The sequence below is a fragment of the Pseudomonas purpurea genome (assembly GCF_039908635.1).
Lineage (GTDB): Bacteria > Pseudomonadota > Gammaproteobacteria > Pseudomonadales > Pseudomonadaceae > Aquipseudomonas > Aquipseudomonas purpurea.
In genome coordinates this window covers 5,280,425-5,301,309 of the sequence record NZ_CP150918.1, presented here as the reverse complement: position 1 = coordinate 5,301,309, position 20,885 = coordinate 5,280,425, and the positions used below count along the sequence as shown (strand labels likewise).

At 60.9% G+C, this 20,885-nt stretch carries 20 protein-coding genes and 1 pseudogene; 14 read left to right on the top strand and 7 right to left on the bottom strand.

The genetic code is table 11. The features are described 5' to 3' along the window. Positions 1-27 precede the first annotated feature (27 nt). The gene (locus AABM54_RS23890; RefSeq protein ID WP_347902373.1) at positions 28-762 is read right to left on the bottom strand and encodes a ComF family protein; all 735 of its coding nucleotides are present in this window, start codon (positions 760-762) and stop codon (positions 28-30) included. Between the two features lie 90 nt (positions 763-852). Between AABM54_RS23890 and bioB the strand changes: the two genes are divergently transcribed. From bioB to AABM54_RS23845, 9 genes and pseudogenes are all read left to right on the top strand, one after another. Further along, a complete protein-coding gene (gene bioB, locus AABM54_RS23885) occupies positions 853-1,908 on the top strand; it encodes a biotin synthase BioB (RefSeq protein WP_347902372.1) in 1,056 nt (351 codons plus the stop codon). A 174-nt stretch (positions 1,909-2,082) separates the two neighbouring features. Further along, positions 2,083-3,261, top strand: a complete 1,179-nt coding sequence (gene bioF, locus AABM54_RS23880; protein WP_347902371.1) for an 8-amino-7-oxononanoate synthase — start codon at positions 2,083-2,085, stop codon at positions 3,259-3,261. Further along, positions 3,254-3,985, top strand: a complete 732-nt coding sequence (locus AABM54_RS23875) for an alpha/beta fold hydrolase (RefSeq protein ID WP_347902370.1) — start codon at positions 3,254-3,256, stop codon at positions 3,983-3,985. The genes bioF and AABM54_RS23875 overlap by 8 nt, the downstream gene beginning before the upstream one ends. Continuing rightward, positions 3,978-4,790 carry a malonyl-ACP O-methyltransferase BioC gene (gene bioC / locus AABM54_RS23870; RefSeq protein WP_347902369.1) on the top strand — a complete coding sequence of 271 codons (813 nt, stop codon included), beginning with the start codon at positions 3,978-3,980 and terminating at the stop codon, positions 4,788-4,790. The genes AABM54_RS23875 and bioC overlap by 8 nt, the downstream gene beginning before the upstream one ends. Further along, a pseudogene (bioD, locus tag AABM54_RS23865) lies at positions 4,787-5,468 on the top strand (dethiobiotin synthase). Before bioC ends, bioD begins: the two are co-directional and overlap by 4 nt. 107 nt (positions 5,469-5,575) lie before the next feature. Beyond that, the gene (locus AABM54_RS23860; RefSeq protein WP_347902368.1) at positions 5,576-5,872 is read left to right on the top strand and encodes a pyrroloquinoline quinone biosynthesis protein PqqE; all 297 of its coding nucleotides are present in this window, start codon (positions 5,576-5,578) and stop codon (positions 5,870-5,872) included. A 279-nt stretch (positions 5,873-6,151) separates the two neighbouring features. After that, complete coding sequence (locus tag AABM54_RS23855; protein WP_347902367.1) at positions 6,152-7,957, top strand: phenylacyl-CoA dehydrogenase; 1,806 nt, start codon at positions 6,152-6,154, stop codon at positions 7,955-7,957. 231 nt (positions 7,958-8,188) lie between these two features. After that, a complete protein-coding gene (locus tag AABM54_RS23850) occupies positions 8,189-9,478 on the top strand; it encodes a GGDEF domain-containing protein (protein WP_347902366.1) in 1,290 nt (429 codons plus the stop codon). Positions 9,479-9,639: 161 nt separating this feature from the next. Then, entirely contained in the window at positions 9,640-11,418 is a 1,779-nt protein-coding gene (locus tag AABM54_RS23845; protein WP_347902365.1) for an acyl-CoA dehydrogenase C-terminal domain-containing protein, read from the top strand. A gap of 236 nt (positions 11,419-11,654) precedes the next feature. Here AABM54_RS23845 and AABM54_RS23840 read toward each other — a convergent pair whose 3' ends face one another. Continuing rightward, entirely contained in the window at positions 11,655-12,584 is a 930-nt protein-coding gene (locus AABM54_RS23840) for a LysR family transcriptional regulator (RefSeq protein ID WP_347902364.1), read from the bottom strand. A gap of 101 nt (positions 12,585-12,685) precedes the next feature. On the opposite strand from AABM54_RS23840, the gene AABM54_RS23835 reads away from it, so the two are divergent. The 5 genes from AABM54_RS23835 to AABM54_RS23815 all read left to right on the top strand — a co-directional run bounded on the left by AABM54_RS23835 (position 12,686) and on the right by AABM54_RS23815 (position 15,854). Next, on the top strand, positions 12,686-13,384 hold the full coding sequence (locus tag AABM54_RS23835) for an MOSC domain-containing protein (protein ID WP_347902363.1): 699 nt from the start codon (positions 12,686-12,688) through the stop codon (positions 13,382-13,384). Next, positions 13,381-14,655: an aminotransferase class III-fold pyridoxal phosphate-dependent enzyme gene (locus AABM54_RS23830; RefSeq protein WP_347902362.1), complete on the top strand. Its 1,275-nt coding sequence runs from the start codon at positions 13,381-13,383 to the stop codon at positions 14,653-14,655. The genes AABM54_RS23835 and AABM54_RS23830 overlap by 4 nt, the downstream gene beginning before the upstream one ends. A 241-nt stretch (positions 14,656-14,896) precedes the next feature. Beyond that, positions 14,897-15,253, top strand: coding sequence for a type II toxin-antitoxin system RelE/ParE family toxin (locus tag AABM54_RS23825; protein WP_347902361.1), 357 nt, complete (start codon positions 14,897-14,899; stop codon positions 15,251-15,253). After that, positions 15,246-15,566, top strand: coding sequence for a DNA-binding transcriptional regulator (locus AABM54_RS23820; RefSeq protein ID WP_347902360.1), 321 nt, complete (start codon positions 15,246-15,248; stop codon positions 15,564-15,566). Before AABM54_RS23825 ends, AABM54_RS23820 begins: the two co-directional genes overlap by 8 nt. Positions 15,567-15,695: 129 nt before the next feature. Then, positions 15,696-15,854: a YqaE/Pmp3 family membrane protein gene (locus tag AABM54_RS23815; protein ID WP_003228885.1), complete on the top strand. Its 159-nt coding sequence runs from the start codon at positions 15,696-15,698 to the stop codon at positions 15,852-15,854. Here AABM54_RS23815 and AABM54_RS23810 read toward each other — a convergent pair whose 3' ends face one another. The 5 genes from AABM54_RS23810 to pqqB all read right to left on the bottom strand — a co-directional run bounded on the left by AABM54_RS23810 (position 15,855) and on the right by pqqB (position 20,858). Further along, entirely contained in the window at positions 15,855-17,678 is a 1,824-nt protein-coding gene (locus AABM54_RS23810; protein ID WP_347902359.1) for a S9 family peptidase, read from the bottom strand. It lies immediately after the preceding gene. Then, the gene (pqqE, locus tag AABM54_RS23805) at positions 17,644-18,813 is read right to left on the bottom strand and encodes a pyrroloquinoline quinone biosynthesis protein PqqE (RefSeq protein ID WP_347902358.1); all 1,170 of its coding nucleotides are present in this window, start codon (positions 18,811-18,813) and stop codon (positions 17,644-17,646) included. Before pqqE ends, AABM54_RS23810 begins: the two co-directional genes overlap by 35 nt. Further along, on the bottom strand, positions 18,785-19,060 hold the full coding sequence (gene pqqD / locus AABM54_RS23800; RefSeq protein ID WP_347902357.1) for a pyrroloquinoline quinone biosynthesis peptide chaperone PqqD: 276 nt from the start codon (positions 19,058-19,060) through the stop codon (positions 18,785-18,787). Before pqqD ends, pqqE begins: the two co-directional genes overlap by 29 nt. Beyond that, the gene (gene pqqC / locus AABM54_RS23795; protein WP_347902356.1) at positions 19,057-19,809 is read right to left on the bottom strand and encodes a pyrroloquinoline-quinone synthase PqqC; all 753 of its coding nucleotides are present in this window, start codon (positions 19,807-19,809) and stop codon (positions 19,057-19,059) included. The genes pqqD and pqqC overlap by 4 nt, the downstream gene beginning before the upstream one ends. Positions 19,810-19,946: 137 nt before the next feature. Then, entirely contained in the window at positions 19,947-20,858 is a 912-nt protein-coding gene (gene pqqB / locus AABM54_RS23790; protein ID WP_347902355.1) for a pyrroloquinoline quinone biosynthesis protein PqqB, read from the bottom strand. Between the last annotated feature and the right edge of the window lie 27 nt (positions 20,859-20,885).

Genomic DNA, 20,885 nt, shown 5'->3' with positions numbered 1-20,885 from the left:
TTGGCGGCTTGGCACGCGGGAGTCAAGTCAGCCCCCGGGTTTTGGGGTGCGCGCCAGGCAATAGACATCCACCCGCGCTGCGCCGGCCTTGAGTAACAGGCGAGCAAGGCTTTCGGCCGTGGCGCCGGTGGTCAGCACGTCGTCGACCAACGCCAGGTGTCGGCCAGTGACCACGGCCCCGGCGGTCAGCGCAAAGGCTGTGCGCAGGTTCTGTTTGCGCGCCTTGGCGTCGAGGTCCTGTTGCGCGGCGGTGTCGTGGGTTCGCAGCAGCAACCCTTCATCGCACGCAAGCTTCAGGCTGTCGCTAAGCCAGTGAGCCAACATCGCGGCCTGATTGTAACCGCGCTCACGCAGGCGTTTGCTGGCCAGAGGCACCGGCACCAGCGCATCAGGGCGAGTCAGGCCTTCATCGAAGCGATGTTGCAGCGATTGCGCGAGAAGTTCGCCGAGCAGGCGCCCATAAGGCCACTTGGCGTTGTGCTTGAAACGGGTGATCAGGCTGTCCACCGGAAAGTTGTAGGTCCAGGGGGCGATAACCTGTTCGAAGGCTGGCGGTTGCTTCAGGCATTGGCCGCAGGTCATGCCCGCCACGGGCAGTGGCAGGGCGCAGGTCTGGCAATGATCGCCGAGCCAGGGCAGCTCGGTTTCGCAGGGTGTGCATATCGCTTGAGGGGTATCGGACGGTTCGTTGCACAACAAACAGGTCTGTTTGTTTTTTAACCAGATGTAAACCGAGCCTTTGTGTCGTGGTTGACAGCGCATAAGTCTTCCTTAAATATGCCGAACATCCGTGTCGCGGCTGTGGACATTCCCTTTCCACCCCGCAAGCCAAGCATAAACAAGGAAACGCCCATGAGCGCCAGCACCACTGCCACCCTGCGTCATGACTGGTCTTTGGCCGAAGTCAAAGCACTCTTCGTTCAGCCATTCAATGACCTGTTGTTCCAGGCGCAGACGGTGCACCGTGCACACTTCGACGCCAACCGGGTCCAGGTCTCGACCCTGTTGTCGATCAAGACTGGCGCCTGTCCGGAAGATTGCAAATATTGCCCACAGTCCGGTCACTACAACACCGGCCTGGAAAAAGAAAAACTGATGGAAGTGCAGAAGGTCCTCGAAGAGGCTGCCCGCGCCAAGGCCATTGGTTCGACCCGTTTCTGCATGGGCGCGGCGTGGAAACACCCGTCAGCCAAAGACATGCCCTACGTGCTGGAGATGGTCAAAGGCGTGAAAGCCATGGGCCTGGAAACCTGCATGACCCTCGGCCGCCTCGATCAGGACCAGACCGAAGCGTTGGCCCAGGCTGGCCTCGATTACTACAACCACAACCTCGACACCTCCCCGGAGTTCTACGGCAGCATCATCACTACCCGTACGTACAGCGAGCGCCTGCAAACGCTGGCGTACGTGCGCGATTCGGGGATGAAGATCTGTTCGGGCGGCATCCTGGGCATGGGCGAGTCGCTGGATGACCGCGCCAACCTGCTGATCCAGTTGGCCAACCTGCCGGAGCACCCGGAGTCGGTGCCGATCAACATGCTGGTTAAGGTCGCCGGTACGCCGCTGGAAAACGCCGAAGAAATCGACCCGTTCGACTTCATCCGCATGCTCGCGGTTGCCCGTATCCTGATGCCGCAATCCCACGTGCGTCTGTCCGCCGGCCGCGAGGCAATGAACGAACAGATGCAGGCCCTGGCGTTCTTTGCCGGTGCCAACTCGATTTTCTACGGCGAAAAACTGCTGACCACTGCCAACCCGCAAGCCGACAAGGACATGCAGTTGTTCGGGCGCTTAGGGATTCTGCCGGAGGCCCGCGAAGAGCACGCCGACGAAGTGCATCAGGCAGCCATCGAGCAAGCGCTGGTGGAGCAGAAGAGCAGCGAGCAGTTCTATAACGCCGCTGTTTGACGCTTCGACCGATTCCTCTGAAGGAATGCAAAGTCCTGTGGGAGCGGGCTTGCCCGCGATAGCGATCTGTCAGTCGACACTTATGTTGAACCTGATGCCCTCATCGCGGGCAAGCCCGCTCCCACATAGATTGCATCTACCTTGATTTATGTGATCTGACTGTCCGAGGTCTGCATGTCTTTCGATCTCAGCGCGCGCCTTGCTGCCCGTCGTGCCGAAAACCTTTATCGCCAGCGCCCATTGCTCGACAGCCCTCAAGGGCCGCACGTGGTGGTCGACGGTCAGCCGTTGCTGGCGTTCTGCAACAACGATTACCTCGGTCTGGCCAATCACCCTCAAGTGATCGAAGCCTGGCGTGCCGGTGCCTCCCGTTGGGGCGTCGGGGGCGGTGCTTCCCATCTGGTGATCGGCCACAGCGGTCCGCATCATGCCCTGGAAGAAGCACTGGCCGACCTGACCGGACGCCCGCGTGCGCTGCTGTTCACCACCGGTTACATGGCCAACCTCGGTGCCGTGACGGCGCTGGTCGGGCAGGGCGACACCGTGCTGGAAGACCGGCTCAATCACGCTTCACTGCTGGACGCGGGCCTGTTGTCCGGTGCGCGCTTCAATCGTTACCTGCACAACGACGCGGTCAGCCTGGCCAAGCGTCTGGAGAAAGCCACCGGCAATACGCTGGTGGTCACCGATGGCGTGTTCAGCATGGACGGTGATATCGCCGACCTGCCTGCGCTGGCCCAGGAAGCGAAAGCCAAGGGCGCGTGGCTGATGGTCGACGACGCCCACGGCTTCGGTCCGCTGGGTGCCAACGGTGGTGGGGTGGTCGAGCACTTCGGCCTGAGCCAGGATGAGGTACCGGTGTTGGTCGGCACGCTGGGCAAGGCGTTCGGTACGGCGGGCGCGTTTGTCGCCGGCAGTGAAGACCTGATCGAAAGCCTGATCCAGTTTGCTCGGCCCTACATTTACACCACCAGCCAGCCACCTGCGCTGGCCTGCGCGACGCTGAAAAGTCTTGAACTGCTGCGCAGCGAACACTGGCGCCGTGAGCACTTGAACACGCTGATCCGCCAGTTCCGCCAAGGCGCGCAGCAGATAGGCCTGACGTTGATGGAGAGCTTCACGCCGATCCAGCCGATCATGATCGGTGACACCGCAGTTGCCATGCGCTGGTCGCAGCGATTGCGTGAGCGCGGCTTGATGGTGACGGCGATTCGTCCGCCCACCGTGCCGGCTGGCAGCGCACGTCTGCGCGTGACCCTGACCGCCGCCCACAGTGAAGCGCAGGTCCAGCTATTGTTAGAAGGTCTGGCCGATTGTTTTCAACACCTGAAACCGGAGCCAAACCATGCGTGATCGTCTGATTCTGCTACCCGGTTGGGGCCTGGGCATTTCACCGCTGGAACCTCTGGCCGCCGCGTTGCAAGGGTTGGATGAACACCTGCGGGTCGAGATCGAGCCGCTGCCGGAACTTCAGTCCTGCGACCTTGAAGAATGGCTCGACGAGCTGGATTCGAACCTGCCTCAAGACGCCTGGCTGGGTGGCTGGTCGCTGGGCGGGATGCTGGCATCCGAGTTGGCGGCCCGTCGTGGCGAGCATTGCTGCGGTGTGCTGACGCTGGCCAGTAATCCGTCTTTCGTAGCCCATGCCCAATGGCCGAACGCGATGGCGGGGGAGACCTTCGATGCGTTCCTCGCGGGATGCGCCGCCGACCCGCGCCTGACCCTCAAACGCTTCAGCCTGTTGTGCGCTCAGGGCGCCGCCGACCCGCGTGGGCTCGCGCGCCTGCTGCTGGGTGGTGCGCCGCATACACCGGCGCCGGTCTTGATGGCCGGTCTGGAGTTACTCGCACAAATGGATACACGCCAGGCCTTGCAGGCTTTTCGTGGCCCGCAGTTGCACGTGTTTGCCGGCCTCGATGGCCTGGTCCCGGCCGAGGCGGCCAGTGATTTGCTGACGTTGTTGCCGGATGTTGAAATCGGTCTGATTGAACAGGCCAGCCACGCGTTTCTTCTGGAAGACCCTCACGGTGTGGCGGGGGCGATCCAGGCTTTTTTGCATGAGTGCGCTGATGACTGATTTATCCCTTCCCAACCTGCCCGGTGGCTTGCCCGACAAACGTCAGGTGGCGGCGTCCTTCTCCCGTGCGGCGGCCAGTTACGACAGCGTCGCCGAGTTGCAACGCGCGGTGGGCGGCGAGTTGCTGAGCCGCTTGCCGGCCGGTTCCGCACCCAGCCGTTGGCTGGATCTGGGCTGCGGCACGGGTTATTTCAGTCGCGTACTGGGCGAGCGCTTTTCCACCAGCGAAGGTTTGGCGCTGGACATCGCCGAAGGCATGCTCAATCACGCACGGCCACAGGGCGGTGCGACGCATTTCGTGGCCGGTGACGCTGAGCGTTTGCCATTGCAGGCGCAGAGCTGCGATCTGATTTTCTCCAGCCTGGCGGTGCAGTGGTGCGCCGATTTCGCCTCGGTGTTGAGCGAAGCCCAGCGCGTGCTCAAACCGGGCGGCGTGTTGGCGTTCGCCAGTTTGTGTGTGGGCACGCTGTACGAATTGCGTGACAGTTGGTGTCAGGTCGATGGTCTGGTACACGTCAACCGTTTCCGAGAGTTTGGCGCGTATGAACAGCTGTGTGCCGACAGTGGCTTGAAAGTCATCAGCCTGGAAAACGCCCCCCATGTGTTGCATTACCCGGATGTGCGCAGCCTGACCCATGAGTTGAAAGCGCTGGGCGCGCATAATCTGAATCCGGGGCGGCCGGGTGGTTTGACCGGGCGGGCGCGGATCCGAGGGTTGGTCGACGCGTACGAGCATTATCGAAAGGAACACGGCCTGCCTGCGACGTATCAGGTGGTCTATGCCGTTTTGGAGAAACCGCGATGAGTGCAGCCTATTTCATTACCGGCACCGACACCGACGTTGGCAAGACCACCATCGCGGCCCGGTTTGCTGCATGCGGCGCGGTTGGCCGGGTTGAGCACGGCGGCTGGCAAACCGGTGGCGTCCGGTTGCAACGTGACGCCCAAAGGTCTGCGCAATGCCGATGCCCTGGCGCTGATGGCGCAGTGTTCGTTGCCGCTGACGTATGCGGAGGTCAATCCGGTAGCCTTTGAGCCCGCCATCGCACCGCATCTCGCGGCGCGTGAGGCGGGGATGGCGCTGACGGTCCAGTCGTTGTTGGCGCCGATGCGGCACATTCTGGATCAGCAGGCCGATTTCACCTTGATCGAGGGCGCGGGCGGCTGGCGAGTGCCGCTGGCCGATCAGGACAATCTTTCGGACCTGGCGATGGCACTCGATCTGCCGGTGATTCTGGTGGTCGGGGTGCGCCTGGGGTGCATCAATCATGCGCTGCTGACGGCCGAAGCGATTGCTCAGGACGGTTTGCAGTTGGCCGGTTGGGTGGCCAACATCATTGAGCCCAAGACTGCGCGCCTGGAAGAAAACCTCGCCACCTTGGCCGAGCGTCTGCCGGCACCGTGCCTGGGACGGGTGCCGAGGCTCAAGTCGGTGACGGCGGAAGCGGTGGCCGAATACCTTCAACTGGACTTGCTTGACTAGATTTTGCCTATGACAAGGCACTGTGCCATTAGTGTTTTTGTCGGGTGTTTTGCCGGCGTGTCTGCTTCAATGAACGCTGTTTATCCTTTGCAGGGTTGAGTTCTCCCATGGAAATCTCAGGGAATACCGCTTTCTACGCCGGTCTGAGCACCATTCAGACAGGGCAGAACCGTGTCGATCAAGCGGCCAGCCAGATCGCCAGCACCACGATTGAACGTTCGGTCACCAGCCAGTCTTCCGAAACCCAGGTGGATCGACTGCGTTCCGTGGATCGCAGTCAGCAATCGGACCTGGCCAGCAGCATGGTCGACATGTCCCAGGGCAAGATTCAGGCAGAGCTGGGCGTCAAAGTCGCCAAAGCTGCGGATGAAATGCTCGGAACGCTGATTGATACCTTCGCTTGATCCCTCGCTGAGCCTGCTGCCCGAACGCCGCGCTGAGTGCGGCGTTCTGTCGGGCATGTGCTACTCGTTCTACTAATCTTTCATACACGACACGGCTTTTGCTTCACGCAAGGGCTGCGGGCGTTCGCGTGCGCGTTGTGATGCCAGCCGTGACGAACGGCAAAGGATCGACGCTTGACAAGATTTCGGCGTAAACGTATGTTTCAAACAACTGTTTGACCGTCATAACAATTCAACGCGGTCGTCCATTCCCGGTTACATCAGCAGAGGTTTATCGCTATGCCTGACTACAAGGCCCCCTTGCGTGATATTCGCTTCGTTCGTGACGAACTGCTCGGCTACGAAGCGCATTATCAGAGCCTTCCGTCATGCCAGGACGCTACTCCTGACATGGTTGACGCCATTCTTGAGGAAGGCGCCAAGTTTTGTGAGCAGGTGCTGGCACCGCTGAACCGCGTGGGCGATACCGAAGGCTGTACCTGGAGTGAGTCCGGCGTTAAGACCCCGACTGGCTTCAAAGAAGCCTACAAGCAATTCGTTGAAGGCGGCTGGCCAAGCCTGGCCCACGACGTAGAGCACGGTGGCCAAGGCCTGCCGGAGTCTCTGGGTCTGGCTGTGAGCGAAATGGTTGGCGAAGCCAACTGGTCGTGGGGCATGTACCCAGGCCTGTCCCATGGCGCGATGAACACCATTTCCGAGCACGGCACGCCTGAGCAGCAAGAGGCTTACCTGACCAAACTGGTTTCCGGCGAATGGACCGGCACCATGTGCCTGACCGAACCGCACTGCGGCACCGACCTGGGCATGCTGCGCACCAAGGCCGAGCCTCAGGCTGATGGCTCCTACAAGGTTTCCGGCACCAAGATCTTCATCTCGGCCGGTGAGCACGACATGGCCGACAACATCGTCCACATCGTTCTGGCACGCCTGCCGGATGCGCCGGCTGGCACCAAAGGCATTTCGCTGTTCATCGTTCCAAAGTTCATGCCGAATGCTGACGGCAGCATCGGTGCACGCAACGCCGTGACCTGTGGTTCCCTGGAACACAAAATGGGCATCCACGGTAACGCCACCTGCGTGATGAACTTCGACGCGGCCACCGGTTTCCTGATCGGCCCGGCGAACAAAGGCCTGAACTGCATGTTCACCTTTATGAACACCGCGCGTCTGGGTACGGCACTGCAAGGTCTGGCTCACGCCGAGATCGGTTTCCAGGGCGGCCTGAAATACGCTCGCGACCGTCTGCAAATGCGCTCCCTGACTGGCCCGAAAGCACCAGACAAAGCGGCCGACCCGATCATCGTGCACCCTGACGTACGCCGCATGCTGTTGACCATGAAGGCGTTCGCTGAAGGTAACCGGGCGATGGTTTACTTCACGGCCAAACAGGTCGACATCGTCAAGTACGGTGTGGACGAGGAAGAGAAGAAGAAAGCCGACGCACTGCTGGCGTTCATGACGCCAATCGCCAAAGCCTTCATGACTGAAGTCGGTTTTGAATCTGCCAACCACGGCGTTCAAATCTACGGCGGCCACGGCTTCATCGCCGAGTGGGGCATGGAGCAGAACGTTCGCGACAGCCGCATTTCCATGCTGTACGAAGGCACTACCGGCATCCAGGCACTCGACTTGCTGGGCCGCAAAGTGTTGATGACTCAAGGCGAGGCTCTGAAAGGCTTCACCAAGATCGTCCACAAATTCTGCCAGACCAACGAAGGCAACGAAGCCGTCAAAGAGTTCGTTGTACCGTTGGCGGCCCTGAACAAAGAGTGGGGCGAGCTGACCATGAAGGTCGGTATGGCCGCGATGAAAGACCGCGAAGAAGTGGGCGCGGCGTCCGTGGACTACCTGATGTACTCCGGTTACGTGTGCCTGGCCTACTTCTGGGCTGACATGGCGCGTCTGGCTGCTGAAAAACTGGCTGCCGGCACCACCGAAGCGGCGTTCTACACCGCGAAGCTGCAGACGGCGCGTTTCTACTTCCAGCGCATCCTGCCACGTACCCGCACTCACGTTGTGACCATGCTGTCGGGCGCGAACAACCTGATGGACATGAAAGAAGAAGACTTCGCACTGGGCTACTAAGCCTTACGCGGATCTTCAATCAGCCGCTGCTTCTTTGGAAGCAGCGGCTTTTTTATGCCTGCGAGGAAGGTGGCCGCGAGGCTGCAAAAATTCCCGACTAAAACGCTAAGTAGAACGCTGTTGCTGCCGTTAAAGAGTGTGCGATGTGATGCCGGTCACATTGCATGTGCTTAACTGTCCGAAATGAAGGCACAATGCCATCTATTGATTTGCCGGGTCGGAGCTTTACCCTTGTTGCGTTCTTCCGCTGTACGTTTCAGTCATTTCCTACCATCGCTGCTGTTGTTGCTTGCAGGGCTTGCGGCTGCCTACGTCAAGGATCTCAACGTCTTCTTCACTTCGCTGTTCAACGTGTTGCCAACCTTGGTGCTGTTGCTCGGCGGTGCGTATTGCGCAGTTTACCGACGTCAGCGTGAACTGTTTCTGATGGTCACGGTGTACATCGCCTACTTCCTGCTGGATACCCAGACCGATTACTACCGTGACAACGGCAAAGTTCGTGATGACGCGGCGGTGGTTTTTCACCTCTGTTGTCTGCTGTTGCCGCTGCTGTACGGACTGTTCGGTGCCTGGCAGGAACGTACCCATTTGTTTCAAGACATGGTGGCGCGCTTTGCCGTGCTGCTGGCCTTTGGCAGCGTGGCCCTGGGCCTGGAACAAAGTTACCCGCATGCCTTGCTGAACTGGTTGGCCGAGATCCGTTGGCCGGCATTGCACGGCTCGTGGATGAGCCTGATCCAGTTGTCCTACCCGGTGTTTTTCGCCGCGTTCCTGTTGCTGGCGATTCAGTACTGGCGCAACCCGCGCCCCTTGCACGCTGCCCAGTTGGTGGGTTTGCTCGGGTTGTTCTGGATGCTGCCCAAGACCTTCATCCTGCCGTTCACCCTGAACATCATGTGCAGCCAGGTGATGTTGATGATTGCCGCGGCGGTGGCCCATGAAGCCTATCAAATGGCTTTCCGCGATGAACTGACCGGCCTGCCGGGCCGCCGCGCCCTGAACGAGCGCATGCAGCGCCTGGGTCGCAATTACGTGCTGGCGATGAGCGACGTCGATCACTTCAAGAAATTCAACGACACCCATGGCCACGACGTGGGTGACCAAGTGTTGCGGCTGGTGGCCAGTAAACTGTCGAAAATCAGCGGTGGCGGTCGGGCCTATCGCTATGGTGGCGAGGAATTCGCCCTGGTGTTTGCCGGAAAAACCCTCGAAGAATGTATGCCGCACCTGGAAGTCATCCGCGAGTCTATTGCCAGCTACCTCATCCAGTTGCGTAACCAGGACAGTCGCCCGCAAGACGACCAGCAAGGGCGTCAACGGCGTGCCGGTTCTGGTGCGTCCGCCGTTTCGGTCACCGTCAGCATCGGGGTGGCCGAGCGTCTCGAACAGCGCACGCCCGAAGAAGTCCTCAAGTCCGCCGACCAGGCGCTCTACAGTGCCAAGGGCGCGGGGCGGAACTGCGTAATGGCGTTCGGTCAGAATCGCCGTGGCGCAGTGCGCATGGACAGCGCTGCGGGTTGAGGGCTGATTGCGCTGAAATCTTCAGATCAATCGTCAGTGACTAAAAATTACAAACAAGTCACTAGCTGACCCTATGTGTCGTAAAAGTTGTTCGGTTACACTCAGGGTCTTGTTGAATTCCGATCCCACGAATCACTTTTCACGTTCTCACGAGGTTTGCCATGGCTGACTACAAAGCGCCCCTGCGCGATATGCGCTTCGTCCTCAATGAAGTTTTCGAGGTCGCCAAACTCTGGGCCGAGCTGCCTGCCCTGGCCGACACCGTCGATGCCGATACCGTCGAGGCAATCCTTGAGGAAGCCGGCAAAGTCACCAGCAAAAGCATCGCACCGCTCAGCCGTGCCGCCGACGAAGAAGGCTGCCACTGGAGCGACGGCGCCGTCACCACGCCAGCAGGTTTCCCACAGGCTTATCAGACCTACGCTGAAGGCGGTTGGGTCGGTGTCGGTGGCGATCCTGCCTACGGCGGCATGGGCATGCCCAAGGCTGTCTCGGCGCAGGTCGAAGAAATGGTCAACTCCGCCAGCCTGTCATTCGGTCTGTACCCGATGCTCACCGCCGGTGCCTGCCTGTCGATCAACGCCCATGCCAGCGAAGAACTGAAAGCCGCTTACCTGCCGAACATGTACGCCGGCGTGTGGGCCGGTTCCATGTGCCTGACCGAGCCGCACGCGGGCACAGACCTGGGGATCATCCGCACCAAGGCTGAACCGCAGGCAGACGGTTCCTACAAAGTCAGCGGGACCAAGATTTTCATCACCGGTGGCGAACACGACCTCACCGAAAACATCATTCACCTGGTGCTGGCCAAGCTGCCGGACGCGCCGGCCGGGCCGAAGGGCATCTCGCTGTTCCTGGTGCCGAAGTTCATGGTCAACGCCGATGGCAGCCTGGGTGCACGTAACCCGGCAAACTGCGGCTCGATCGAACACAAAATGGGCATCCAGGCGTCCGCGACCTGTGTGATGAATTTCGACGAAGCCGTGGGTTACCTGGTGGGTGAGCCGAACAAAGGTTTGGCGGCAATGTTCACCATGATGAACTACGAGCGTCTGGGCGTCGGTATCCAGGGCCTGGCCACTGGCGAACGCTCGTACCAGAACGCCGTCGAGTACGCTCGCGACCGTCTGCAAAGCCGTTCGCCGACTGGCGCGCAGAACAAGGACAAAGTGGCTGACCCGATCATCGTCCACCCGGACGTGCGGCGCATGCTGCTGACCATGAAAGCCTCGAACGAAGGTGGTCGTGCGTTCTCCACCTACGTGGCGATGCAACTGGACACCGCCAAGTTCAGCGAAGACCCGACCACCCGCAAGCGTGCGGAAGACTTGGTTGCGCTGCTGACTCCGGTGGCCAAGGCATTCCTGACCGACCTGGGCCTGGAAACCACGGTTCATGGCCAGCAGGTGTTCGGCGGCCACGGTTACATCCGCGAGTGGGGCCAGGAACAACTGGTGCGCGACGTGCGGATCACACAGATCTACGAAGGCACCAATGGCATTCAGGCGCTGGACCTGGTCGGGCGCAAGATCGTCGGCAGCGGCGGGGCGTACTACAAGCTGTTCGCCGATGAGATTCGCCATTTCACGGCCACCGCGAGCGCCGATCTGGCGGAGTTCACTCAACCGTTGAACGACGCTGTCGGCACGCTGGATGAACTGACTGCCTGGCTGCTGGACCGTGTGAAAAATAACCCGAACGAAATCGGCGCGGCTTCCGTCGAATATCTGCAAGTATTCGGCTACGTTTCCTACGCCTACATGTGGGCACTGATGGCCAAGGCCTCCTTGGGCAAAGAGGCCCAGGACGACTTCTACGCCAGCAAACTCGGCACTGCACGCTTCTACTTCGCCCGTCTGCTGCCGCGGATTCACTCGCTGAGCGCGTCGGTCAAGGCCGGTAGCGAATCGCTGTTCCTGTTGGACGCGGCGCAGTTCTGAGGGATGTAACGTCATGTAAGCAATGTCTTACATGACGTGCTGCTGTTCGCTGCTACCCGAGAATTGGATCCACGGCTAATCTACTGTTCATGGACGTAGCGCAGGAAGCGCAAAGCAATAACAGGGACACGTAGGATTCTGCCAGGATGGCGGAGTGAAATGGATGTCAGGGAAACAGTCTGCAAAGCCCCGCTTCGGCGGGGTTTTCTTTTGCCTGCGATTTGTGTTTTTGCCGCTCAGCCCTGCACGTCCAGGACTGTCGGGTGTGTGATTCGCCCGTCCGGGCCATTTATCACGTCTTCCAGCAGATTGCGCAACAACTCCAGTGTTGCTTGCTGGCGTTGCACGTCGCGACACACCAAGCCTACTTTCAGCGGCACGCGTGGCTCACTCAGTGGTTTCCACAGCAGTGCCTTGTTCCCGTGCTCCTGTTGCGAGCGCCCCGGCAGTACGGTCACCAGTTTGGTGTGGGGCAGGCTGTCGAGAATCCCGGCCATGTTGTTCAGTTCCGCCTGCACCTGAGGCCGGCGCCCGAGACTGGCCAGTTGGGTCTGCCAGATCTGTCGTACTTGAAACTCTTCCCCCAGCAGCAACATCGGCAGCTCGGCGGCCTGGCGCATGGAGACTTTCTTGAATTCACGCAGCGGATGGTCGGCGGGGATGACCAGTGTCAGTTCATCTTCGTACAACAGCACGCCGTGCAGGCCAGGTTGGCGCGGTGGCAGGTAGCTGATGCCGATGTCCAGCGAGCCATTGAGCAAGCGTCGCTCGATTTCCAAACCCGTCAGCTCATAGATCTGCACCACCAGATGGGGCTGGGCGGTGCGCACGCGCTCAAGCATCTGCGGCACCAGGCTGGTGTGAACGGTTTGCAGCACGCCGATGGCCAGCGTGCGCAACGCCTGGCCCTTGAAGTTACCCAGCGCCTCACGTGCCCGCTGCATGCCGTCGAGCAAGGGCAGGGCGTGGTTGTATAAGGTGTGAGCGGCAAGGGTGGGCAACAGGCGTTTGCTGCTGCGCTCGAACAGGCTCACATCGAGGTTCTGCTCCAGGTGGCGAATCTGCTGCGAGAGCGCCGGTTGAGAGATCGACAGGCGTTCGGCAGCCCGGCCGACGTGGCCTTCTTCGTACACCGCGACGAAGTAACGCAGTTGTTTGAAATCCATAAGTAATGCTTATCGAAAATGCTGGAAAATCGAAATGGCCCGAGGCCCCGCAGGAGCCTAGTCTAACCGCATTCACAAGGCTTACAGGGCCAGAGAGCGCGATGAATACCGTTTACGTTGATGGTGTTTACATAGGCAAGGCAAAAAACCTCGGGCAGGGTTTGATCAGCGATATCGACAAACAGCGAATTGCCAATCGGCTCTGGTTGTGGCCACAAGGCCTGGGCAGTGATGAACACGGCGACCCGCGCTTTCATACCGGCCCCGAACGCGCCCTGCATCATTACCCCGCCGAGCACTACGCCTACTGGCGCAAACGTTATCCACAGGTCGACTGGAGCGCACCGGCCTTCGGTGAAAACCTCTCGACTCATGGGCTGACCGAAGAACACGTGTGCCTGGGCGACATGTTTCGCTGGGGTGGCGCCTTGTTGCAGATCAGCCAGCCGCGTTCGCCGTGCTATCGCCTGAGCCATCGCTGGGGCGTGCCGATCCTGCCGCAACTGGCGCAGGACACTGGCCGCTGTGGCTGGTTCTACCGTGTGCTCAAACCCGGTTTTGTCAGCGCCGATCAACCGTTCGAACTGATTCAGCGCAGTTACCCCGGCCTCACCGTGGCCTGGGCCTTGCGCAGCTTTTATCGCGAACCGCTGGAGCATGCAGGCTTGAAGAAACTGGTGGACTGCCCGGCGCTCTCTTCGCGCTGGCGTGATATCGCGATAAAGCGCATGCGCAGCGGGCGCGTCGAGGACTGGTCTGCACGTTTGCTGGGTCTGCCGTTGGAGGGGCTGCGCGCATGAATCTGTTCAACCTGCGTCGCCCTCAGCCGAGCCTGGATGATCTGACCGTGGAGCCTGCGTCCGTCCAGTGCGATAACCCGTCCAGTGAGTGCCTGATGCCGAGCGTTGAGCGCCCGCGGCAAATTTTCGTACGCGGCCAGGGTTCCTGGCTATGGGACAGCGACGACCGCGCCTACCTCGATTTCACTCAGGGCGGCGCAGCCAATAGCCTCGGGCACAGCCCTTCGGCGCTGGTCAACGCCATCAGTGCTCAATCGCAGGCGTTGATCAATCCGGGGTTTGGCTTGCACAACCGTGCGCAGCTCACCCTCGCCGAACGGTTGTGCCAGAGCACTGGCAGCGATCAGGCGTACCTGCTCAACAGCGGCACCGAAGCCTGCGAGGCGGCAATCAAACTGGCGCGCAAGTGGGGCCAGTTGCATCGTGGCGGCGCGTCGCGAATCATCACCGCCAGTGGCAGTTGCCATGGCCACGGGTTTGCGGCGATGTCTGCCTCGGACTGTCAGAACAATCGCTTTGAGCCGCAGCTTCCCGGTTTCAGCCGCATCCCGTTCAATGACTTGCCGGCCCTGCACGCTGCCGTTGATGCCCGGACGGTGGCGATCATGCTTGAACCGATCCAGAGCGAGGCCGGGGTGATTCCCGCCACAGAGCATTACCTCAAGGGTGTCGAACGGCTGTGCCGTGAGCTGGGCATCCTGTTGATCCTCGACGAAGTGCAAACCGGTGTCGGACGTTGCGGCACCTTGCTGGCCGAGCAAACCTATGGCGTGCGTGCCGACATTACAGTGCTGGGCAAAGGGCTGGGTGGCGGGGTGCCGGTGGCGGCGTTGCTGGCGCGCGGTACTGCGTGTTGCTTTGCGCCGGGCGAACTGCACGGCACCCATCACGGAAACGCGCTGATGAGCGCTGCCGGTCTGGCGGTACTCGGCAGTGTGCTCGACCACGGCTTCCTCGAGCACGTTCGCGAAAGTGCTCAGCACCTGCGCGAAGGCTTGGCTCGGCTGGCCAATCGGTACGGCCACGGCGAACTACGCGGCCAAGGCTTGCTCTGGGGTCTGACGCTGAGCGACGACTCGGCTGACGCGGTGGTGAAAGCCGCGCTGTACGAAGGTTTACTGCTGAACGCTCCCCAAGCCAATTGCCTGCGCTTCACCCCGGCGCTGACGGTCAGCAAGGCCAACATCGACGAAATGCTCCTGCGCCTGACCCGGGCCTTTTCCCGGGTACGCACCGCCCAACTCCAGTGCCGTAAAGGCATCGCAGTCTGACCCGAGCACCACCTCTCAAATTCCCGAACCGTCTCGCGGTATAACGCATCGCCTCCTGCCTGATTTTTTTGGCAGGGGGCGTTTTTTTGTCTCAAGGATTTGCCGAATGCCATCCCGCGCTTGAGCACTGATCTGAATCAGTGGCTTTAAGGATTGCCGATGCCGTCACAGCGACTGTCTGTAGTGAAGCTTGTTCGAATATATACCACTCAGTGGTATGTTAACTTTGGAAGGGATGCCCATGGCGATCAGGCTGTTCAAGACTCGGCGTTTTTCAATTCAGGCAGGCAAAGCCTGGATCGGTGATGACGAGTTGCGCTGTGCATTTCTGGAGTTGCTTAAAGGGCAGGCTGTCAGTCTTGGCGGTGGTGTGTGGAAAAAACGCTTGAACGAAAACCGTCACCGTTCGATTGTCCTGGCCAAAGGTGGACGCTACTGGGTTTACCCGTTTCTGTTTGCCAAGAAAGACCAAAGCAACATCAGCCCAGTGGAACTGGGTGCTTTTCGGGCATTGGCCAAGGCCTACGAAGGGCTGAATCAAACACAGGTCCAGCAGTTGCTGGAGATGAAGGAGTTTGTGGAGATACATCATGAGTAAGCAGTTCAAGAGTGAAGCCCTGGAGTCGGTTCACGATTCGGCCAGTGCCTTATTGAAGATCGGTGCCATTGGCAAGACCACCATGCGTCAGTTCGATGAGTCGTGCCTGGCCCAGGTGCCGCAGGCCATCGCGGCCGAGCAGATCAAGGCGTTGCGCGAGCGCAGCAATGTCAGTCAGCCGGTGTTCGCTCGTTATCTGAACACCAGCGCTTCCACGGTCAAGCAGTGGGAAGCCGGAGACAAACACCCCAGCGGCATGGCGCTGAAGCTGCTGAGTATCGTGCAGAAGCACGGGCTCGAAATACTGGCTTGAAGGGCAGGCTATTGCCTTGAGCGGATCAAGACGTCGTTTCTGACGGGTATTTCTCTGAACCCTCACGCGCGGCGCGGGTCGACTGAGGGTGTGGCTCCTCCGAGCCAACCCCGATCCGGAGCTGACCCTATGGATTTCATTCGCATCATCATCGCCATTCTGTTGCCGCCACTGGGTGTGTTTCTGCAAGTGGGATTTGGCGGCGCGTTCTGGCTGAATATTCTGCTGACCTTGTGCGGTTACATCCCGGGGATCGTGCACGCGGTGTACATCATCGCCAAGCGCTGATCAGCGGTTCATCAGGCCTTCGTAAAACAACCATTCCTGTTCCAGCGCATGGGCCTGATTGCCAGCCTTGCGAAAACCGTGGCGTTCGTCGGCGTAGTAGTGGGCCTGGACCGGAATGTGGTTGGCCTGTAGCGCTTCGACCATGTCGCGGGTCTGTTGCGGCACCACCACGGCGTCGAGTTCGCCCTGGAAGAAGATCACCGGCACGCGGATGTTGTCGGCATGCAGCAAGGGTGTGCGGGCGTGGTAGCGCTCGGCGTCCCGTTCGGGGTCGCCGATCAGCCAATCCAGGTAGTCGCCTTCGAACTTGTGCGTGGCGCGGCCCAGGGCAACCGGATCGCTGACGCCGTAAAGGCTGGCCCCGGCACTGAAGACATCGTGAAAGGCCAGCGCGCAGAGCGTGGTGTAGCCGCCCGCACTGCCGCCGCGAATGAACGCGTGATCGCCGTTGATCAGGCCTTGCCCGGCGAGGTAAGCGACTACGGCGCAGGCGTCTTCGACGTCCACTTGGCCCCAGTTCAGGTGCAGCGCCTGTCGATAAGCCCGGCCATAACCGCTGCTGCCGCGATAGTTGAGGTCCGCGACGGCAAAGCCGCGTTGCGCCCAGTACTGGATGCGCGGGTCGAGCATCGGGTAGCACGCCGACGTTGGCCCGCCATGAATGAACACCACCAGTGGCGGCCGGGGGACATCGGTCATGGCCGGGTAAAAGAAGCCATGGGCCTCGCCCGCTCCGCTGGGGTAACGCAGGGTTTGCGGTTGGCTGATCATCTCGACCGGTAACAGCGCAGTGCCTCCGGCCAGTACCCGGACCTGATGGGTGGTGCGGTCGATGGCAATCACCGCCGAAGGTCGGACCGGTGATGCGGCGATGCAATAAACGAATTGCTCATCCAGCGCCAGATTGCGAAAACGGCTGAATTCGCCGGTCAGGTCCTGAAGTGCTTCGCCGGCACGCAGGCCCAAATAGCCGAAGCCTTCCAGCGTCCAACTGGCCAGATACGCCTCGTTACCCAGTGGCAGCCAGGTAGCGCCGCCGAGTTGCCACGGCGCGGGAGCGTGATCGGCCTGTGCGCTGGGCAATGCCCGTAAACCCGATTCGCTCTCGACCCATGGCTGCCAGAATCCGGCGCGGTCCGTCAGGCAATACAGGCGACCGGCGTCATCAAAACGCGGCTGTTGCAGGGACTCTTCACCCGCGTTGCCGGCCACACAGCGCGGCAGACCGAAATCACCCTCGGCGTTGCGCTCGGCAACCATCAACCGCGTCGAGGTCCAGGGCTGATGTGGCCGGCTCCACTCGATCCAGGCCAGGCGTCGGGCATCCGGGCTCAAGGTAGGCGCGGCATAGAAGTCGGCGCCTTCCACCAGCAGATGTCGCTGCCCGTCAGCCAGATCAATGGCCACCAGGCGATGCCGGTCGCGTTGTTCTTCAACGGCGAGCACCCGGCCAGCGGCATATTGCACGTCGCCGTATCGGCATCCACCGGATGTCAGCGCTTCAGGTTCTTCATCTTGCAGCGACTGGCGATACAGCTGTTGATCTGCCTCGTTGACGAAAACCACCCCCTCATCGCTCAGGCAAAATGCCCCGCCGCCGTACTCATAGACCCGACTGCGCACGCTGAACCCGAGCGGAGTCAGGCACCGGGCGGCACCGTCGCGCCAATGCCAGATCCGGCAAGCGGCGTCATCCGGGCGGTATTCGTTCCAGAACAGGCCGTGCGGGCCGGCGCGCAAGTCTGCGAAGTCGATGCCAGCGGCGACAGCCTTGAGGGCGCTCAAGGGGTCAGCCTTTGGCGATGAGGCGTGAGTTTCGTTCATTGCGAAAGGCCAGTTGTTCGATGGTCTGGGTGGCGTGTTCGGCTTCTTCGCGGGCCTTGAGAATCACACCGTGATGTTCGGACTTGCTGCACACCGGGTCGGCATTGCTGGCGTCGCCTGTGAGCATGAAGGCCTGGCAACGGCAGCCGCCAAAGTCCTTTTCTTTCTCATCGCATGAGCGGCAGGGTTCGGGCATCCAGTCGTAACCGCGAAAGCGGTTGAAGCCGAACGAGTCGTACCAGATGTGCTGCATGCTGTGATCGCGCACGTTCGGGAATTGCACCGGCATTTGCCGCGCGCCGTGACACGGCAGGGCAGTGCCGTCCGGTGTGACGGTCAGGAAGATACTGCCCCAGCCGTTCATGCAGGCTTTGGGGCGTTCTTCGTAGTAGTCCGGGGTGACGAAGATCAGCTTGCACGGGTGACCTTCGGCTTGCAGCCTGGCGCGGTATTCGTTGGTGATGCGTTCGGCGCGCACCAGTTGTTCCCGGGTCGGCAGCAAACCGACGCGGTTGAGCTGGGCCCAGCCGTAGAACTGGCAAGTGGCGAGTTCGACGAAGTCCGCCTCAAGGGCAATGCACAGCTCGATGATGCGGTCGATCTTGTCGATGTTGTGCCGGTGGGTGACAAAGTTCAGCACCATCGGGTAGCCGTGGGCCTTCACCGCACGGGCCATTTCGAGCTTTTGCGCGAAGGCTTTTTTCGAGCCGGCCAACAAATTGTTCACCTGTTCGTCGCTGGCCTGGAAGCTGATCTGGATGTGATCCAGCCCGGCCTGCTTGAAGTCGCTGATTTTCTGTTCGGTGAGGCCGATGCCCGAGGTGATCAGGTTGGTGTAGAAGCCCAGTTTGCGCGCCTCGCCAATCAGCTCGGCAAGGTCCTGACGCACCAGCGGCTCGCCACCGGAGAAGCCCAACTGCGCGGCGCCCATCTCCCGTGCTTCGCGAAATACCTTGATCCACTGCTCGGTGCTCAGTTCCTTGCCTTGTTCGGCAAAATCCAGCGGGTTCGAGCAGTAAGGGCATTGCAGCGGGCAGCGGTAGGTCAGCTCGGCGAGCAGCCACAGCGGCAGGCCAGTCTCGGGCTTGGGCGGGATGACCAAGGCCTCAGCCGAGTTCGATCCAGTGTTCTGCACGGGCGACCTCCATGAATTGCTCGATGTCGTCACCGAGCTCGGGCACGCCGGGGAACCGGGCATCGAGTTCGGTGATGATGGCCGCGACATCACGTTCGCCGTCGATCAAACCGCCAATCAGCGCGGCGCTTTCGTTGAGTTTGATCATGCCTTCGGGGTACAGCAGCACATGGCCTTTTTGCGCCGGTTCGTACTGGAAGCGATAGCCGGGACGCCAGGTCGGGGTTTTGCTGCGGTCGAAATTCATAACGCGATTCCTTTATGCCAGACCCGCTGCGCGGTCACGCTGTGATAGGGCGGGCGGTTCAGTTCGTAGGCCATGCTCATGGCATCGAGCATGCTCCAAAGGATGTCCAGTTTGAACTGGAGAATTTCCAGCATGCGCTGCTGGCCTTCATACGTGGTGTAGTGCTGCAAGGTGATCGCCAGACCATGCTCGACGTCGCGCCGCGCCTGGCCGAGGCGCGTGCGGAAATATTCGTAACCGGCCGGGTCGATCCACGGGTAATGCTGCGGCCAGCTGTCCAGGCGAGACTGGTGGATTTGCGGGGCGAACAGCTCGGTCAGCGAGCTGCTGGCGGCTTCCTGCCAATTGGCGCGGCGGGCGAAGTTGACGTAGGCGTCCACAGCGAAACGCACGCCGGGCAACACCAGTTCCTGGGAGCGCAGTTGATCCGGGTCCAGGCCCACCGCTTGGCCGAGGCGCAACCAGGCCTCGATGCCGCCGTCTTCACCGGGGGCGCCGTCGTGGTCGAGCAGGCGTTGAATCCACTCGCGGCGAATCTCGCGGTCCGGGCAGTTGGCCAGAATCGCAGCGTCCTTGAGCGGGATGTTCACCTGATAGTAGAAGCGGTTGGCGACCCAGCCCTGAATCTGCTCGCGGGTCGCCCGGCCTTCGTACATCGCCACGTGATAAGGATGGTGGATGTGGTAGTAGGCGCCTTTGGCCCGCAGGGCGTGTTCGAACTCGGCGGGGGACAGCGGTGTGTCAGTCATTTCGGTTCTCCGGGCAAGACCGGTGGATTCTGTGGTGTTTGCTCTGGCCTCATCGCGAGCAAGCTCGCTCCCACATTGGATCTGTTGAGCAAACGAAATCTCTGTGGGAGCGAGCTTGCTCGCGATGAGGGCATCCGCTACAGCAAAATACTCATGCCGTCATAAGCCACTTCAACATTGCGCCGAACCAGTTCTGCGCGCTCGGCCGAGTCTTCATCAAGAATCGGATTGGTGTTGTTGATGTGGATAAGCACTTTGCGCTGATCGGGCAGTTGCTCCAGCACTTCCAGCATGCCGCCAGGGCCGTTCTGCGCCAGGTGGCCCATCTCGCGACCGGTGCGGGTGCCGACGCCACGGCGCTGCATTTCGTCGTCGTCCCACATCGTGCCGTCCACCAACAGGCAATCGCTGCTCGCCATGATGTCCAGCAGCGGCCCATCGACCTTGCCCAGCCCCGGCGCGTAGAACAGCTTGCCGCCCGTGCGCAGGTCTTCGACGATCAAACCGATGTTGTCGCCCGGATGCGGGTCGAAACGGTGCGGCGAGTAGGGCGGTGCGGCGCTGCGCAGGGGCAACGGCGTGAAGCGCAGGTTCGGGCAGGCCGGGACGGTGAAGCTCTGGTCGAGTTCGATGCGGTTCCAGTTCAGCCCACCGTTCCAGTGGGTGAGCATGGTGAACAGCGGGAACCCGGTGCTCAGGTCCTCATGAACCATGTCGGTGCACCAGACCTGATGCGGGCAACCTTCGCGCAGGCTCAGCAGGCCGGTGGTGTGGTCGATCTGGCTGTCCATCAGGATGATCGCGCTGATGCCGGTGTCACGCAGGGCACGGCCCGGTTGCATCGGGGCAAAGCTCTGGAGTTGTGCGCGGATATCCGGCGAGGCGTTGCACAGCACCCAGTTCACGCCGTCATCGGAAAGCGCGATGGACGACTGGGTGCGCGCCTCGGCCCGCAGGCTGCCGTCGCGAAAACCTGCGCAGTTCACGCAGTTGCAGTTCCACTGCGGAAACCCGCCGCCGGCGGCGGAACCTAGAATCTGGACAAACATGGCCGCTCCATCACTCGTAAACTGAAA